Origin of the sequence: Micromonospora sp. NPDC049559, assembly GCF_040676675.1 — a bacterium.
Taxonomy (GTDB): domain Bacteria; phylum Actinomycetota; class Actinomycetes; order Mycobacteriales; family Micromonosporaceae; genus JBFAPK01.
The window spans coordinates 107,106-124,287 of record NZ_JBFAPK010000011.1 but is presented as its reverse complement, the minus strand read 5'-3'; the positions used below and the strand labels follow the sequence as shown (position 1 = coordinate 124,287).

Genomic DNA, 17,182 nt, shown 5'->3' with positions numbered 1-17,182 from the left:
GGGGTTTCCTCTCAGGAGGAGATGAGCGAGGTCAGCCCGCCCGCTGTGTCTACCGCCTGCCGGAGGCGCTGCTGGGCGGCGATGAACCAGTCGACGTACTCGTCCCAGCGGTCCCGCTCGGCGATGTCGCCGGGCCGGTATTCCGCGATGCGGCAACCCTTCCGGCCGGGAAGCGGCTCGTAGGAGAGGCTGGGGAGTGGCGGTTCGAGCTTTGCGCGCGCTGCCGCGAACCGTTCGTCGTTCACTGTCGCGTCCGGGTGCTGGAAGAAGATCTCACTTCCCAGCCCTGACTTGCCGAAGGTGCAGGCGTAAGAGATTCCACTCGTGCCGCTCGGCAGGGATTGCCAGTTGTTCGGGAGTCCCTTGCTCGATGTGGTCCAGCGCAGTCCTCGGTCATGCATCGCGTCGAGGAATATGCTCCAGAACTCCTGATAGGCCAGGTTCTTGCCGCTCGTCGTGCCGGCCTGGGCCAGGGACTTCACCTGCTTGCCCCAGTCGTTCGGCTGGACGACCACCCGCATCAGCGGTGCGCGAGCGGAATCACCGATTTGTACGGCACTGATCTCGATCCCGAAAAAGCGGGTGTTTTCGTCCGTCCGGTTGTTCAGCCAGTCCAGGGCCGCGCGGTGCTCCTCGCGGAAGCTGGCCGCGATCCACACCACGTTCACCGGATCGGCGCCTCCGGCGTAGGTGAGCAGTTGCCCGAGGTGGTTGTGGTCGGTCCGCTCCAGTTGGTTCTCGATGATGACCGTCTCGTTGGTCGCCTCGTCGACGCCGATGAGGTCCAGCGAAAAGCCTCCCACTGGATATTCGGCCGATTTCAGCCTCAACTGCATCCCGAGCACCTCGCCGAGCACGTCGGCGTTGGCGAGCAACCACGGCGTGAACGTGTACGCCTCGTGTTTCCACACCGACCGGATGTCCAGTGTTTCGAGCTTGCCGAGCGCGGGCAGACCGCCAGCCTCCACTGTCGTCACGCCGTCGACCGTACCGAGCGGCGGCGGTTGATCGCCGTCCGGCGGCCGGCCGCTCACGACTGCCCAGGACGGCATTCTCCGGTGGCCGACCGGCCCGCCCGCCGCTCCGACGAACCAGCGGCGTTGTCCTATGTTCGCGCGGCAGCACGGCGGTTACCTGCGGAGATAGACATCCATTGCGGTAACGATCACAATCGTGCCAGGGCAGCGTCCAACTCCATCGTCCGACGCGGCCCCGGTAGCGCCGCCCTTCGGCGTTTCCGGTGCCGCCGTACCCGGAAGAGGTGTGCGCGATGTCGGTACCCCGGCGCGGTGCGACCGCCACCGCCGTCCTGCTGGCGGCGGCGCTGGTGACCGGCGTGGCCCCACCGCCGGCACAAGGCCATGGAGCACAGGGCCATGAGGCACAGGGGCACGGCCGGCATCATCGGGACGTGCACCCGTCGCTGCGCCCGGACCTCGTCGCCTTCTACGACTTCGACCACCCGGTCCCCGGTGACCCCGCCCGCGAGCGGGACCTCGGGCGCTCCGGCACCGCGATTGACCTGGTCAACGGCGGCGCCGCGATGCGGGTACCGGACCGCGCCTATCCGGGCAGCGGGCGGGCGGTGCGGACCCGGCAGGTGAGCCCGACCGAGGCCGGCAACGACGACTGGAAGGCCGGCGTCTACTCGCCGGGCGGCGTACCGAGCCTGCGCGCCTTCAACGCGGTCGCGGGGATGACCGTCATGGGCTGGGTGAAGGTGACCGGCGAGGGTCCGGGCCCGAACTCCAACACCGCCGACCCCGACGACCGGTTCAACGCGATCGGGCTGCTCGGCGTGCTGACCGGCGACTCGGACGGGCACGCCGTGCGGGCGCTGCTCGAACTCATCAACGTCGACGGCGTACTGCGGCTGGTCGCGCTCGGCCGGCGGCTCGACGGCGGCGACTCGCAGACGTACGCGGCGAGCGGGGATTGGCGTACGTTGCTGCCGGTCGGCGAGTGGGTTTTCCTCGCCGCCACCTTCGACTTCACCGCCGGCAGCATGGCGCTCTACCGCAACGGCAGGCCGCTCGACGGCTTCTACACCCGCACCGACGATCCCTGGTCGGTCGTTGGCCCGGGAGAGCACCGTACGACGGCGACCGATCCCCGGGGCATCAAGATCGGTGGCAGTTTCCCGCAGGACACCCGGGAGCAGAACCCGTGCGACTGCCGGCTCGACTCGCTGATGTTCCTCGACACCGTCCTCTCGCCGCGCGACGTCGAGCGGCAGTACCGCTACGTGACCGGACGGCGCTGACCCACGAACCGGAATCCGCCGGCAGAACGGAGTGACCCCGCATGCGCATCGCACGCCACCGCCACCGCGGCTCCGCCACCACAGCCTCGCTCACGGCCGCCGTCCTCGTCCTGGCCGGCCTGGTCGCGGCGGCACCGGCCCAGGCGTACGCCCGGGCACACGCCCAGGTGCACGCCCAGGCCGGAGCCGGGGAGCGGGCCGAGGTCCGGGCCGAGGGCGCCGTCTACGACCCGGTACCGGAACAGCAGCTCCAGTCCCGGCTCGGCCTCGTCCTCACCGAGTACGCGGCGTTTCCGAAGTCCGAGCCGATCCCGGCGCCGACCGATGCTCGCCTCATGCGGCAGGCCCGGATCAACACGATCATGGAGGTACCGGACGGCTCCGGCCGGCGGGCGGTACCCGACCTGAACGGCAACCTCTACCTCGTGCGTGACGGCGTGCCGCACGTCTACCTCGACGTCGCCGCCACCTTCGCGCCGAAGTTCTTCTCCGGTCGCGGCCTTGGCCAGGGCTTCGGGTACGTCGCCTTCCACCCCGACTTCCGGCGCAACGGCAGGTTCTACACCGTGCACACCGAGGCCGCGTCCGCGGCGACCGAGGTGCCGGACTACACGCAGAGCGGGGTCGTCTACCACGGCGTGATCACCGAGTGGACCGCCACCGACCCGGCGGCGGAGACCTTCGCCGGCTCGCGCCGCGAGGTGCTGCGGATCGGCTTCGGCGGCCAGGTGCACGGCATCCAGGAGATCAACTTCAACCCGACCGCGCGGCCGGGCGATCCGGACTACGGCCTGCTCTACATCGCGGCCGGGGACGGCGGTCTCGGCGTCCGCAACACGGACCCGCAGAACCTGGCGATGCCGCACGGCAAGCTGCTCCGCGTCGACCCGGCCGGCACGAACGCCCCGAACGGGCGGTACGGCATCCCGCCGGGCAACCCGTTCGTCGGCCGGGCCGGCGCGCTCGGCGAGATCTACGCGGTCGGCATGCGCGACCCGCACCGGTTCAGCTGGGACCGGGCCACCGGCCGGATGTACCTCGGCCACATCGGCGAGCACGCCGTCGAGGCGATCTACGAGGTACGGGCCGGCGACAACTTCGGTTGGAGCGAGCGGGAGGGCGCCTTCGTCTTCGACAAGGCGTCGACCAACCCCTGCGACAGGCTCTTCCCGCTGCCGGCGGACGACGCCGGCTACACGTACCCGGTCGCCGCGTACGACCACGAGCCCGCGCCGGACTGGAACTGCACCTCGGACGTGGGGGTCGCGGTGGCCGGCGGCTTCGTCTACCGGGGCCGGGACGTGCCGGCGCTGCGCGGCAAGTACGTCTTCGGTGACCTCGTCGACGGGCGCGTGCTCTACACCGAGGCCGACCAGATGCGGCGCGGGCACGACCCGGCGCCCGTGCACCGGCTCGCGCTCTTCGACGCCGCCGGCAACGCGGTACGGATGCAGGACCTCTCCGGACCCGGCGCGCCCGGCGACCCGAACCGGGTCGACCTGCGGTTCGGCACCGACGCGCGGGGCGAGCTGTATCTCCTGGCCAAGGCGAACGGCAAGATCTGGAAGGTCACGGGTACGCGGGAGTTCGCCGCCGCCCGGGCCGGTAGCACGGCGGTGCGGGGCACCATGGCGCCGGGCAACTGGGCGCCGGTCACCCCCGCGAAGTGGCGTTTCACCGGCCGGCAGGTCATCCTCGCCGAGGCGGGCGAGCAGCGGCCCGGCCCCCGCCGCCCGTTCGAGTACGCGGTGCTGACCGCCGGACCGGAGTTCGGCGCGGTCGAGGTCCGGGCCGAGGTACGTCTCGACACCCCCGTGGAGGTGACCAACCGGGACGTGATCATCATCTTCGGCTGGCGGTCGGACACGGAGTTCTACTACGCGCACCTCTCGACCGACAACACGATCTACCCGCACAACGGCATCTACAAGGTGAACAACGCCGACCGGGAGCGGATCGACCACCAGTGGAACGGGCGCTCGGAGGGCGCCACGCCGGCGATCACCGACGCGGCCTGGCACGACGTCAGGATCAAGCACCTGCCCGCCACCGGCGAGATCGCCGTGTACGTCGACGGGGCGCGAGACCCGCTGATGACCGCCAGGGACACCACGTTCGCCTCCGGACGGGTCGGTTTCGGCTCCTTCGACAACGTCGGCCGACTGCGCGCGCTGACGGTACGCGGCACCCCGGCCTGACCGCGCCGGCCCCCGCCGGATGTCGGTGGGGGCCGGTACGGTGCCGCCGTGAAACTCAACCAGGGATGGGTGGGGACCGATCTCGGCCGCTACCGCGAGTGCCCCAGCACCTACGGCGCTTTTCCGATCGAGAGCCTGCCGCCGCTGCCCACGGAGCGGTTCGACGGCACCTTCGCGTGGCTCGCCGAGGCGCCGGTCGGTGGCCTGACCAGCGACGACGAGGACGAGGAATACGACATCGAGTACCTGGAACCGATCGACGGCGCCCCGCTGGAGCGCCTCGGGTCGGATCTGCCGGCCTCGTTCACGGCGTTCATGCGCCGGCCCGAGCTGCTGAGCGCCGTGCCCTCCTGCACCGCCTGCTGGTGGGACCTGACACCGGCGGTGACGCCGAGCCCGCTCGGGGACGGCGCGCGGCTGGTCCGGTTCCTCAACGACCAGCAGGGCTGCTGCTTCTGGTACCTCTACCTGCTCCCGGACGGCGGACACCGGGTGGTCTGCGGCGTCGAACAGTACGACGCGTACGAGGTCGACGCGGACAGTGCCGCCGCCGACCTGGTGGTGGTCGCACCCGACTTCGAGTCGTTCGTCTACCGCTTCTGGGTGGAGAACCTGACCTGGTTCGAGGTGGTCCGCGCGAACCGGAGCTGGGACGAACTGTCCGAGCCGGTCCGCGCCTATCTGGGGCCGTACCGCGAGGCTCGGGACGCCGCCGCCACCTCCTGACCGGGTCGGCGGGCGGCGGTGGTGGCGGGCATCGGCTACCGTGCCGGGCCATGGGAGCGATCAAGCCGTGGCACCTTTTCCTCCTGTCGCTCTGCTGCCTCCTGCCGCTGGTCGCGGCCGGGATCACCACCGCGCTGGTGATGATGAACCGGCGCAGGTAGGCGGCCGTGATGCCGGCGTCGCGGCAGCTGCACAAGGCGCTCCTGCTGCTCGACCGGGGTGACCCCGGACGAGGCGAGCGCCTGCTCCGCGACGCGGTGACCGGGGCCGAGCGCGAAGGCGACGTGGTGACGCTCGTGACGGCGCTGTGCTGCCTCGGCGAGCTGCTGATCGAGCGGGGCCGTACCGACGACGCGGGGGCGGTGCTCCGGGCCGGCCTGGCGGTGCGGGTCGACGACGAGCACGAGGACCTGTGTGCCCCCGACCGACGGCGCGCCCGGCAGTTGCTCGTCGATATCGCGACGAGAGCTTCCTGAGCACGTACGTGGGCCGGGGCTCCGATCGGTGCCCCGGCCCACGGCCTGCCGCAGGTGTGGCCTAGAGGGAGAGCGTCCAGCTGTTCAGGTATCCCGTGTCGAGCGAGGCGGTGTCCTGGACCCGCAGCTTCCAGGTGCCGTTGGCGGTCTCGCTGGAGAGGTTGACCGTGAACGTCTGGTCGATGTTGTCGGCCGAGCCGCCCGCGCGGTTGTGCAGGACGTAGGCGCTGCCGTCCGGCGCGACCAGGCTGACTACGAGGTCACCCTTGTACGTGTGCACGATGTGCACCTCGACGGTGCTGTTCGTACGCGGGGTGCTCGCGCAGCCGGAGATGGTGATCGAGCTTTCCACCGTCGCGTTGTCCGGGATGCTCAGGTCGGTGCCGTTGGTCTGCGCGCAGCCGGGCGGGCCGTTGACCGTCAACGTGTACGAGGTGGTCTGCGTGGTGACGCTGCCCGTACCGGTGATGGTCACCTGGTACGTGCCCGGCGCGGCGGCGGCCGTGGTGCTGAGGGTCAGCGTCGAGGAGCCGCCGGAGGTGACCGAGGCGGGGCTGAAGCTGGCGGTGACGCCGCTGGGCAGGCCGCTGGCGGCGAGGCTCACCGACTGCGCGGCGCCGACCGTGGTGGTCGTGCCGACGGTGGCGGTGAGGGTGCTGCCCGGGTTGACCGACCCGGCGGCCGGCGCGACGGAGATCGAGAAGTCCTGCGTCGGCGGAACGATGTTGCCGACGTAGAGCAGCTTGTTCGGCGAGCCGCTGCCGGGGTTGGTCACCACGTTGCTGGTGGCGTCGTTGACGAGCTTGTCGCGCACCTGCTGCGGGGTGTAGCTGGGGTTCGCCGCGAGCACCAGCGCCGCCGAGCCGACGACGTGCGGCGTCGCCATGGAGGTGCCGCTGATGGTGTTGGTGGCGGTGTTCGAGGTGAACCACGACGAGGTGATGCCGGTGCCGGGCGCGAAGATGTCCAGGCAGGTACCGATGTTCGAGTAGCTGGCCTTCGCGTCGTTCGACTCGGTCGCGCCGACGGTGATCGCGTTCGGGGTGCTGGCGGGGGAGACGTTGCAGGCGTTGGCGCCGTAGTCGTTGCCGGCCGCGACGCCGAAAACGACGCCGTCGGCGATCGAGGCGGTCACGGCGTCGTTGACGGCCTGGCTGAAGCCGCCGCCGAGGCTCATGTTGGCGACCGCCCGCTCGCCGGGGTCGTGGTCGCCGGTCACCCAGTCGATGCCGGCGATGACGCCGTCGTAGGTGCCGCTGCCGCCGTTGTCCAGGACCCGTACGCCGACCAGGGTGACGCCCTTGGCCACACCGTACGTGCTGCCGCCGACGGTGCCGGCGACGTGCGTACCGTGACCGTTGCCGTCGTCGGCGGTGCCACCGTCCACCGCGTCGAAGCCGGAGACCGCGCGCCCGCCGAAGTCGTTGTGGGAAAAGCGGATGCCGGTGTCGATGATGTACGCCCGCACACCCGCCCCGTTGTTCGGGTAGGTGTAGGAGTTGTTCAGCGGCAGGTTGCGTTGGTCGAGGCGGTCGAGGCCCCAGGAGGGGGTGGGTGCCTGGGTCCCCGTGATCCTGACGGTGTGGTTCTGCTGGACGTACCGGACGGACGGGTCGGCGGCGAGCCGCTTGGCGGCCCGCTCCGGCAGGCGTACCTCGAAACCGCGCAGCGCGTTCTCGAAGGTCCGCCCGAGCTTGCCACCGTGCCGTTCGGCCAGGCCGCGGGCGCCGCTGGCGACGTTGGTACGGGACACCGCGGCGTCCTTGAACGCCACGATGTACGAGTCGGCGACCGCGGTGGGTCCGCCGAGTTCGAGGATCTGTCCCTCGGCGGGGGTGGCCTGTGCGGGTGTGCCGAAGCCGACCGCGGTGACCGCGGCGGCCGCGGCGACACCGAGACGCCAGCGGCGCCCGGGCGACGGTGGTACGCGTGTCATGACTCGTCTCCCCTTCTGATACCTGACCGGCGCGTTTGTGGCGCGCACTGCCGATGGCTCCTGCGATCGGTTGAGACGATGCTAGATCTCATTGATCGAAATGTAGAGATATTTGATTTGCTGAACCCCTGACGTATGCTGTGCGGTTTCGATTACTCGCGGTTCATCGGACGTTTTTCGTTTCGTCGCCGTATCGCCCCGGTTAACGGGTTCACGGTCCGATTTCCGAGCCCGGATCGGAATACGCTCCGCTATTGCCGTGGCGGGCGATCGCGGCCCGGGCGGCGCTGCCGCCAGCGGAAACGCGCTTGCTCCGAAGGTCTTGCCGCCGCGATGATCACGCTGCGCGTACGTTATTCGGCGGGGCGGCTTCCCGCCAGTCCGGGCGGAAACGCGCCGCCCCGGCGGAGGGCCGATGATGCCGTATTCCTCAAGATCGACCCAGCCTGCGCGGTTGTGTCGCCTTTGACGGTATGCCATCCGCTTTCGCCACGCGCCGGTTCATTTCCGTGCCGGCGCTCCGTTTTCCCGCATTCCGCCCGGAGGGCGCGCGGAATGGCACGGTCGCGGCGCCGTCCGCGCCCACGTGCGTGGCTGGCGGAACGGCTCGGGCCGCTCGGACCCGCCGAGGCGGGGCGCCGGTCGTGCGTCTCGGATCGTCGAGCGTGCATGGACGGTGTCCTGTCCTCGTCAAGGATTCGGATGATCAAGGCTGCGACCTGCGATCCGAAAGGTAGGTTCGGACGGTCGGAGTGTGAGTTGTCCGGGCCTGGTTTTCGGAATCGAATGATCTTGTGCTCAGAGTAGATACGCGGCGGTGCGGGGTGAGCGCGGCGGGCCGCTTGCTCCCGGTCAACCACTTCTCGGCGCCGAGCATCGGTCGCCCGCCTCGTCCGCGCGTAGTGCGCGGCAATCGCGCCAAACCTCACCGTAGGCTCTGACCTGCCGATCACCGAGCACGCCACCGACACGCACGGCGCCACGCTGGCGCGTCGCCGCCTCCCTCGAAGGTGGACAGATCACCGCCGGGCTGGTCGTCGGGAAACTGTGCTCCTCCAAGCGGCAGCAGAACGCGCTCATTTCCGCGATCAAGTAGTACGGGGCGCTGCGGCGTACGATCTACGCCGCGCGGTGCCTCGCGGACGAGACGTACCGGCGCAGAATCGGGTGAGGTCAATCGAGGAGACATGGGCAATGGGGCAATCGTCTACGGGCGGAGCAGGTCCGTCCGTAGAGTCACAGCGACGCGGATGGCGGCGCTCGCCGGGCCGGGTCCTGCTCGTCATGCTCGTCACACTGATCGTCGTGGCGACGCTCTTCGCGGCCTGGCATGTCGCCGTCTTCCTGTCGCTGGGGGCGCATTTCGGCAGCGGGTTCGACGCCCGACGGTTCGACAAGCTGGAGACGGAATTCAATCGTGATCCGGCCGCCTTCATCGCGGCCGACGCCCGGATGCGGGAGCTGGTGGCCGCCCACCCGCACGCCGAACGGATCACCTGGACCCTGCCGACGATCTGCGTGCACCAGGCTGGACAGCCTGAAGGGCCAGGCCCTGGGAGAACCATTTACGGCTGCGAGCCGACGAACCCGGACGATCGGGCGACGTTCGCGGCTCTGCCTCCGTACGCCTACTTGATCATCCATCAGGCGAAAGACCCCGGGCGCACCTTCTTCCGCTTCTACCATGAGGACCCGCCGGTCTACACGATCATGCACGCATCCGACGGCACGGACATGGAGGCGTACGCGGAGGACCGCGGGTTCCGCAGCAGCCGGGCGCTGAAGCCGGGGTGGGCACTCCTCGGGCCGATCCCCGACCTTGACCGTGAGGACGAGCAGTGGCAGTAGGAGTATCGCCGAAATACGCCGGAAAGGTGCTGTAGCGCTGGTCAGGGGCACCGCCAGCCAACGTCCGGTAAGCCTCGTTACAGGGAGCTGGCTCCGGGCTGGACTTCCATACCCCGGCTCCGGACGATCGTGACGGGCCGCCGGCTTCGCCGCGACAGCGCGAACCCGTCAAACCAGCAGTCCCGTTTTCCACATCTCGCTCGTCGGCGCGATCCTGGGCGTCGTCACGGTGCTGGCCACTCTCGTCTCGACCACGCTCCGCTCTGGGTACCCGACCCCGAGGCGGGGCCGGTCACCCCCTCGACGGACCCGCCTCGCACCGCCCCGGCCCTCGGCGCCTCGACCCCCTCGGTGCGTACCCCGGAGGGCTCGTTCCGGGGCGGACGCCGCCGCCCCGGTCCTCGTCGCGGCCCGGAACGGTGCCCGATGACGCGGGCGAGTACCAGCGGTCGCTGCGCGTCGAGCGAGAGGCCGCGTACCTGGGCGGCGCGTCGACGCTGGTCCACCACCGCGCGACGGTGGGAAGCCGTTCCCGCTGGGCCTGGCCGGCCGGGTGCGCGCGGAGCTGACCGCCTACGCCGACGACGTCGAGATCAGCGCGACCGGCCAGGCCGAGCAGGTGATCAGCACCCCGGAGGACGTGGCCCAGTGGCGCTGGGCGATCCGGGCACGCGAGGCCGGGGAACTCCAGTTCCAGGTCGCCGTCACCGCCCTCAGCGGCGAGACCGAGACCCCGCTCTTTCCCACCCGGTACTTCGACGTCCTCGTCGACGTGCGCGACACCTTCGAGAACCGGGCCGGTGCCATCTGGGGTGGGATCAGCCGATTCCTGGTCGGGGCCGGGTCCGGGATGGCGGCGCTCGGCGCGACCATCGTCGCGTACCTGGTCTACCGGCAGGGCGGGCCGGCCCGCCGCCGGCGGCGACCACGCCACCGACGCCCGCCGGAACCGCCGGCCGGTGCGGTGGTACGGGTGGACGGGCCGACCGTTGTCGGCACGGTACGCGGACCGAGACGGGCGGCACCCCGACCGGGGGAGTGAGTCAGCCCGCCAACCGGGCGATGACCGGCGCGAGCGGTTCGAGCGCCTCCTCGCGTACGACGTAGCGGGTGACGCCCCAGCGCCGCCGGTGCGCGGCGATCGCGGCGACGATCTCGTCCTCGGTACCGACGAGCAGGAACGGCGTCGCCAGCAGCTCGTCCACCGTCATCCCGGTATGCTCGGCGGTCTCCGCGAGCACCGCCTCGGCGTCGTCGGTCACGGCGACCCGCTGCACCAGGGCCTCCAGCGGGGCCGGCCGCTCGCGCCCGGCGGCACCCTCGGCGACGCACCGGAGCTGTGCCTCGATCTCCTGGGCGCGCCAGCGCACCTCGTGCGTGTGGCCGTCGGCGAGGGTACGCCCGAAGCCGGCGATGCCGACCACGTCGGCGTGCGCCCCCGCCCAGCGGAGCAGTGTCGAGTTCGCCGTCCCGATGGTCAACGGGACGCGCCGCACGGGACGGGGCTCGGCGAGCCGGGCCGCCCGCACGGTCAGCTCCGGGGTGGCGACGGTGACCTCCTCGCCGGCCAGCAGCGCGCGGGTCGCCTCGGCGACGGCCAGGCAGCGGCGTACCCGCCCGGCGACGTCGGGGCGTTCCCGTCCGACGGCCCGCCACTCGGCCGGCGTGTGTCCGGCACCCAGACCGAGGCGGGCGCGTCCGCCGGAGACGACGTCGAGGGTGGCGACGTCGGCGGCGAGCAGGATGGGTTCGCGTATGCCGGCGTTGGAGACGTACGACCCGAGGCCGATCGTCGAGGTCGCGGCCGCCGCCGCGGCGAGGGCGACGAAGGGGGAGGCGGTGGCGCCGGGGTGGTCCGGGACGAGCAGGGCCTCGTAGCCGGCGGCCTCGGCTCGCCGCGCCAGGCGCAGCCAGCTCTCGGCGTCGCGGGGTACGGCCTGGAGGGAGAAGGTGATCGTCACCGGTACAGCATGCCGCGCCGCGCCCCGATCGGACGCCTCGACAGCGCCGAGTTAGCTGACGGCGAACCCCGCGAGCCCAGCGAACCCGACGAATCCGGCGTACCGAGCCGACCGGCGCGGACCCGAGCCGGCGCGGGACGGCGGCGCGCGACGGTGCGGGGTGCCGCCACACCGGACGCGGTGGCGGCACCCCGACGCGTCGCCCGCTACGACCCGGGGGGAGTGCCCGGCGCGGCGGTGCCGTCGAAGCCAGGCGCCGTGACGGTCGGTTCGGTTCCGGTCTCGGAGACCCAGAGCACCACCACCCCACCGGCCAGCGGCGCGGTGTCGTAGACGTACCAGTCGCCCGGGACCTCGGCGGCCTCGGCGCTGCGGGAGTCCGCGCCGACCCGGTACTGGGCGGTCTGCCCGCGCGACGAGAGGATGCGGCGGACCTCGGAGACGCGCTTGCCCACCAGCGCGCGCAGCTGCTGTTCCTCGTCCGCGCCGAGCACGGGTGCGTCCCCCGCCACCGACTCACCCGCCACCGGCGTCCGGCCGATGACGATCCGCGCGTGCGCGCGGTAGTCCACGGGCACCTTGATGCCGACCGAGCAGTCGCCGTTGGCCGTGCAGTTGCCGGGCGCCTCGATCACCTGGATCCTCGGGCCGGTGCCGGGATCGTCGAGGTCCTGCGCGAGCACGCGCCCGACGTGTTCCGGGTCGGCCGGCGCCAGGACCAGTTCCACGTCGAGGCCGTGCTCGGCCAGTTCGGCCCGGTACCGCGCCGGGTCCGCCACCGGGTCGAGGATCCGCACCACGACGTACCCGTGCTCCTGGGCGATGTCGAGTGCCCGGGCCTGGGCCGGCGCGGGTCCGCCGGGCCCGGACGAGGGCAGCATGACGGTGACCACCAGCACCAGTGCCGCCAGCGCCGCCGCGGCCGGTACGGCGAGCAGGAGCCGCCGGCCCGAGAGCCAGGACAGCCGGCGGTGGCGCGGCTCGACGGGCCGGGTGTCCGGCACGGACTCTCGCATGATCATTTGAAGCATCTCCTCGCCGGCTGCGGCCGTCGGTCGCAGCACCGAGTCGGGAAGCCGGGTTTTCGGGGCGAGCAGCCGGATCAGGCGATCCTGGCTCTCGTCGGGGTGGGTCATGGCGGGTCCCTCCGTCACGCGGTCAGTGATGGTCGGCGGAGAGCGTCGGCGAACCGACGCCGGGCGCGGTGCAGGCGGATGCGGACGGCGTTCGCCGAGCAGTCGAGGGCGACCGTCAGCTCGTCCGTCGACAACCCCTCCCAGGCCACCAACCGCAGCAGCTCCCGGTCGGCCTCCGGGAGTTCCCGGAAGGCGTCCCGGACCTCGTCGGGCACGTCCGCCCGGACCACCTCGGCCTGCGCGAGTTCGCTCCGCAGCCGCGCGGCGAGGTTCGTCCTGCGCCGGTCCGCGCGGTGTTGGTTCGCCATAGCGTTGCGCGCGACCCCGAAGAGCCAGGCCCTGGCCTGGTCGACCGGGACGACGTCCAGGCGCCGCCAGGCGACGAGGAAGGTCTCCGCCACGACGTCGGCGGCGTCCTCGGGTCGATCGCAGCGGCGTAGGGCGTAGCCGAGCAGGTCCTGGTAATGGGCCCGGTACAGGGCCTCGAACCGGGTTCTCGCGTCGCCGCCGGACGGGGCGGGTGCAGCGCGTGCCAACGTGGCTCCCTGGGGTCGGTCGATGTCGGGCGGGCGCCCGACACCATCACATGTCCGCCACGACGGCGGCATTTCATTTGCGCCCATGAATGGGTCGGGCAGACCAAAGTCGACGCGACGGGTCGACCTTCGGCGGCTGTCGATCGAGGCGCCGGCGGCCATAACCTCGTCCCGCAGGGGCGGGGCCGGAGCGCCGCGCCGCGTCGCCGGAACGGGGGAGCAGCGATGGTGGACGACGAGGAAGCCGCGGACCGGAACACGCCGCCAGCAGGGCCGGAAGCCTCGGCGGAACCGACGGACTCGGCGGAACGGGCCGACACGGTGGGATCGGCGGACTCGGTGGGATCCGGGGCGCGATCGGTGCTACGGGCGCCGAGGTCGGAGCGGCTCACGGTCGTGTTCGGACTGCCCGCCGCCGGCCTGCTGCTGGGGCTGGTGCTGCCGGCGGTGGCCCGCGGGGCGATCGAGCTGCCGGGGCCGCTGCCGTTCGGGGCGGTGTTCCGGGGGCTGGCGGCCGTGGACGCGCCGTGGGAGATGGCGCTCGGCGCACTCGCCGGGCTGGTGCTGGGGACCGTGCTGGCGCTCACCAGTCTGGGCGAGTCGACGACGGTGACGGTGACCGACGCCGAGCTGCGGCTCGACCGGGACTCGTACCACGGCGCCGTCCGACGCGCCGAGGTCGCGGCGGTGTTCCTCGACGGCCGTACGCTCGTCGTGCTGGACCCCGGTTCGCGCCAACTGGTCCGCGAACGCTGCCCCGCCCCGGCCGCGCAGGTCGCCGCCGGCCTGCGGGCGCACGGCTACCCGTGGCGGGACGCCGACCCGTACGCCGACCGCTACCGCCGCTGGGTGCCGGAGAGCCCGCAACTTCCCCCAGCGGTAGGCGCGCTGCTCGCCGCGCGGCGCACCGCGCTGGGCAAGAAGGCCCATCGCGAGGTCCGCGAGCTGCGTGCGGCGGTCGAGGAGCTGGGGTACACGGTGCGCGACGAGGACGGCGCTCAGTACTGGCGGTCGTTGGAGCCCGTCGACTGACCGCGCCCGCGAGACGCGGCGGCCGGCCGGGCCGGGCCGGATCAGCCCGCCGCGCCGGCCATCTGCTCCACCTCCGCCAGCAGGCGGCCGATCACCTCGGCGTCCGGATGCCGCATCTCGCTGGTGATCGTCAGGGCCTGCCGCAGCGCCCGGGCCGCGCCGGGCAGGTCGTTGCTGTCCCGGCAGACCAGGCCGAGCCGGGTGAGCGTCTGCGCCTCCTGGTGCCGGTCGTTGATCTCGTGCCGCAGCTCGGCCGACCGGCGGTACGCCTCGATCGCCCGCACCGGCTCGCCGAGGCCGCGGTGGATGAAGCCGAGGGTGTCCCAGGCCGCCGCCTCGCCGCGGCGGTACCCCGCGTCGCGCAGCAGCGCGACGGCGGCCTCCACGAAGGTGAGACCGGCGGCGTAGTTGCCGAGGGTCGCGTGGTACCAGCCGACCAGGTTCCGCGCCAACCCCTCGCCGCTGCGGTTGCCGGCCTCGCGGTAGAGCGCGACCGCCCGTTCGGCGTGCCAGAGCGCCTCGTCGTACCGGCCCCGGCGGTCCACGACGGAGGCCAGCCCGCGCTCGACCAGCGCCTGGCCGCTGAGGTCGCCGGTGCGCCGGAACAGGTCGAGGGCCTGGGTGAAGTGCGGGTACGCGTCCTCGGCGCGGCCCATGACCAGGGCGGAGAGCCCGAGGCTGCGGTGGCCGTGCGCCAGCGCGCGCGGATCGTCCAGCCGCTGCGCCGCCCGCATGCCGGCCCGGATCGCGCTGGTCCAGTCGTCCCAGTGGCCCCACCGCTCCAGGAACTGCTCCAGGACCCAGGCCAGCTGCCACGCGTGTACGTCGAAGCCGTGGGCGCCGGCGCCCTCCACGGCCGCCAGCAGCGCGGCCCGCTCCGTGACGAGCCAGCGCACCGCGTCCCGCTCCCGGGGGAAGATCTCGGGGAGGGCGCCGGCGACGGGCGGGTCCACCGCGATCGGGGCGCGACCGGAGCTGATCAGGCCGTCGGCGGCGAGGGCGGAGTGGAGGTAGTGGTCGAAGAGCCGGTTGCGCGCCGCGTGCCGCTCCGGCTCGGACTGCACCGCGGCGACCAGGCCGTTGGCGTACGCGCGGAGCTGGTCGTGGAACGCGTACCGGCGCGGCGTCGGCTCGGTGACCAGACGGGCCCGGACCAGCTCGTCGAGGAGCGGCTGGATTCGTCCGACCGGCTCGCCGGCGAGGCTGGCGACCGCGGCCGGGCCGGCGGCGGTGCTGGGGTGCAGGGCGAACAGCCGGAACAGCCGGGCCGCCGCCGGGCTGAGCGCGCCGTACGACCAGGTGAGGGCGGTACGCGCCGCGCCGGCCGCCGCCCCGGCGGGGTCGTCCGCCCGATCGTGTGCGTCGCGCAGTTCCCGCGCGACGGTGGCCAGCGGACGGTGGCGCTCCATGGCGGCCCGCGCGGCGACGAGCGAGAGCGCCAGCGGCAGGCGGGCGCAGAGCGAGATCATCTCCTCGACCGCCTCGGGCTCGGCGGCGAGCCGGGCCGTGCCGAGCCGGCCGGCCAGCAGGTCCCGCGCGTCCGCGTCGTCCAGCACGTCGAGCGGGATCGGGTGGGCGCCGTGGGCGGCGACGAGTTCGGGGAGCTGGTCGCGGCTGGTGACGATGACCAGGCTGCCGGGCGCGTCGGGCAGCAGCGGCCGTACCTGCTCGGCGTCGTGGGCGTTGTCGAGCAGGACCAGGACCCGTCGGTCGGCGAGCAGGCCCCGGTAGAGGGCGACCTGGGCGTCGAGCCCGACCGGTACGCCCCGGGGCGGTACGCCCAGCGCGCCGAGGAGGTTGTGCAACGCCTCGTCCGGCGGCATCACCGCGCCGGTGGGGTCGAAGCCGCGCAGGTCGACGTGGAGCCGGCCGTCCGGGAAGCGGTGGGCGAGCAGGTGGGCGCAGTGCAGCGCCAGCGCGCTCTTGCCGACGCCGGCCGGACCGCTGATCACCACGGGCGGCGGTACCGGCCGGTCGGTGCCGTCCGCGCCGTCGGTGCCGACCGGGTCTTCCGCGCCGTCAGGGCCGTCCGCGCCGACGGTACCGGCGAGCGTGGCGACCAACTCGGCGATTTCGCGACGGCGGCCGGCGAAGGCCGCGGGTCCGGCCGGAAGCTGGGCGGGCCGGGCGGTGGGCTCGGGGAAGGGCACGGTCGGGCGGCCGGGTGGCTGCCGGGACCCGTTCCAGGCCGGCGCCGTCTCGCCCGAGGTCCGCGCTGCCGCCGTGGCGTCGGCGTCGGCCCGCAGCACGGCGGCGTGCGCGGCCTGCAACTCCGGCCCGGGGGCGACGCCCCGCTCGCCGGCGAGCCGGCCACGGACCCGCCGGTACGCCTCCAGCGCCGCCGCCCGTTGCCCGGTCGCGGCCAGGAGCAGGACGAGCCGGGCCTGGAGGGGCTCGTCCAGCGGTTGCGCCTCCGCCGCCTCCTCCGCGTGTGGCAGCACGGCGTCGGCCTGGTCGGCGGCGAGGGCGGCGTCGGCGGCGCGCCGTACCGCGTCGAGGTACTCGCGGTTGAGCGCGGCGAAGACCGGGTGGGCCCGGACGGCGCTGTCGATGCCGGATCCGGCCGGCCCGCGCCAGCTCCGAAGCGCTTCGACGAACAGCTGAGTAGCCAACTCCGGCTGCCCCTCGGTGAGGGCCTGCCGCGCGTCCTCCCGCAGCCGCCGGAAGGCGAGCAGGTCCGACATCTCCTCGTCGAGGTCGAGCCGGTAGCCGCCGCCGCTGCTCACCAGCCGCCGCCCCTCCGCGTGCTCGGGCAGGTCGGGTTCGAGCAGGCGGCGCAGCACGTCGACGTACCGTCGGACGATCTCGCCGGCGCCCGGGGGCGGGTTCTCGGGCCAGAGCACCGCGACGATCTCGTCGAGGCCCATCGGCTTGCCGGCCGCGGCCAGCAGCACCGCCAGCGTCGCCCGCTGCCGCGGCGGTCCCAGGTCGAGTTCGACCTCACCCCGCCAGGCGAGCACCGGCCCGAGTACCGCCAGTCGAAGTGCCCCGCTCGGACGTGCCACTCGCCCCTCCGCCATGCCGGTCGTCCCGTGTCTGTCCAGGTGTCGCGCAGCCCGACCCGGCTACG

The 17,182-nt window shown here is 72.7% G+C and carries 13 protein-coding genes and 1 pseudogene; 8 read left to right on the top strand and 6 right to left on the bottom strand.

Features of this window, described 5'->3' with window-relative positions:
- Positions 1 to 11 precede the first annotated feature (11 nt).
- Entirely contained in the window at positions 12 to 977 is a 966-nt protein-coding gene (locus tag AB0J86_RS15225) for a DUF4268 domain-containing protein (RefSeq protein WP_363857339.1), read from the bottom strand.
- A 293-nt stretch (positions 978 to 1,270) separates the two neighbouring features.
- On the opposite strand from AB0J86_RS15225, the gene AB0J86_RS15220 reads away from it, so the two are divergent.
- The 4 genes from AB0J86_RS15220 to AB0J86_RS15205 all read left to right on the top strand — a co-directional run bounded on the left by AB0J86_RS15220 (position 1,271) and on the right by AB0J86_RS15205 (position 5,663).
- Positions 1,271 to 2,263 (top strand): hypothetical protein, encoded by a 993-nt coding sequence (locus AB0J86_RS15220; protein ID WP_363857336.1) that lies wholly within the window; start codon positions 1,271 to 1,273, stop codon positions 2,261 to 2,263.
- Between the two features lie 41 nt (positions 2,264 to 2,304).
- A complete protein-coding gene (locus AB0J86_RS15215) occupies positions 2,305 to 4,461 on the top strand; it encodes a PQQ-dependent sugar dehydrogenase (RefSeq protein ID WP_363857334.1) in 2,157 nt (718 codons plus the stop codon).
- Positions 4,462 to 4,509: 48 nt separating this feature from the next.
- Positions 4,510 to 5,187: a hypothetical protein gene (locus AB0J86_RS15210; protein ID WP_363857332.1), complete on the top strand. Its 678-nt coding sequence runs from the start codon at positions 4,510 to 4,512 to the stop codon at positions 5,185 to 5,187.
- Between the two features lie 170 nt (positions 5,188 to 5,357).
- Positions 5,358 to 5,663, top strand: coding sequence for a hypothetical protein (locus tag AB0J86_RS15205; RefSeq protein ID WP_363857330.1), 306 nt, complete (start codon positions 5,358 to 5,360; stop codon positions 5,661 to 5,663).
- 61 nt (positions 5,664 to 5,724) lie between these two features.
- Here AB0J86_RS15205 and AB0J86_RS15200 read toward each other — a convergent pair whose 3' ends face one another.
- The gene (locus tag AB0J86_RS15200; protein ID WP_363857328.1) at positions 5,725 to 7,599 is read right to left on the bottom strand and encodes a S8 family peptidase; all 1,875 of its coding nucleotides are present in this window, start codon (positions 7,597 to 7,599) and stop codon (positions 5,725 to 5,727) included.
- Positions 7,600 to 8,587: 988 nt separating this feature from the next.
- Here AB0J86_RS15200 and AB0J86_RS15195 point away from each other — a divergent pair.
- From AB0J86_RS15195 to AB0J86_RS15185, 3 genes and pseudogenes are all read left to right on the top strand, one after another.
- Positions 8,588 to 8,764: pseudogene (locus AB0J86_RS15195) on the top strand (Tn3 family transposase); the annotation flags it as partial.
- Between the two features lie 119 nt (positions 8,765 to 8,883).
- Positions 8,884 to 9,447: a hypothetical protein gene (locus tag AB0J86_RS15190; protein WP_363857326.1), complete on the top strand. Its 564-nt coding sequence runs from the start codon at positions 8,884 to 8,886 to the stop codon at positions 9,445 to 9,447.
- Positions 9,448 to 10,000: 553 nt separating this feature from the next.
- A complete protein-coding gene (locus AB0J86_RS15185) occupies positions 10,001 to 10,489 on the top strand; it encodes a hypothetical protein (protein ID WP_363857325.1) in 489 nt (162 codons plus the stop codon).
- A gap of 1 nt (position 10,490) precedes the next feature.
- Here AB0J86_RS15185 and AB0J86_RS15180 read toward each other — a convergent pair whose 3' ends face one another.
- The 3 genes from AB0J86_RS15180 to AB0J86_RS15170 form a co-directional block, all read right to left on the bottom strand.
- Positions 10,491 to 11,408: a TIGR03621 family F420-dependent LLM class oxidoreductase gene (locus AB0J86_RS15180; RefSeq protein ID WP_363857323.1), complete on the bottom strand. Its 918-nt coding sequence runs from the start codon at positions 11,406 to 11,408 to the stop codon at positions 10,491 to 10,493.
- Between the two features lie 206 nt (positions 11,409 to 11,614).
- Positions 11,615 to 12,544 (bottom strand): hypothetical protein, encoded by a 930-nt coding sequence (locus AB0J86_RS15175; protein ID WP_363857322.1) that lies wholly within the window; start codon positions 12,542 to 12,544, stop codon positions 11,615 to 11,617.
- A gap of 14 nt (positions 12,545 to 12,558) precedes the next feature.
- Complete coding sequence (locus tag AB0J86_RS15170) at positions 12,559 to 13,080, bottom strand: sigma-70 family RNA polymerase sigma factor (protein ID WP_363857320.1); 522 nt, start codon at positions 13,078 to 13,080, stop codon at positions 12,559 to 12,561.
- 396 nt (positions 13,081 to 13,476) lie between these two features.
- Between AB0J86_RS15170 and AB0J86_RS15165 the strand changes: the two genes are divergently transcribed.
- Positions 13,477 to 14,112, top strand: coding sequence for a hypothetical protein (locus AB0J86_RS15165; protein ID WP_363857318.1), 636 nt, complete (start codon positions 13,477 to 13,479; stop codon positions 14,110 to 14,112).
- Between the two features lie 41 nt (positions 14,113 to 14,153).
- Here the strand turns inward: AB0J86_RS15165 and AB0J86_RS15160 are convergent, their stop codons facing one another.
- On the bottom strand, positions 14,154 to 17,117 hold the full coding sequence (locus AB0J86_RS15160) for a BTAD domain-containing putative transcriptional regulator (RefSeq protein ID WP_363857316.1): 2,964 nt from the start codon (positions 17,115 to 17,117) through the stop codon (positions 14,154 to 14,156).
- Positions 17,118 to 17,182 lie beyond the last annotated feature (65 nt).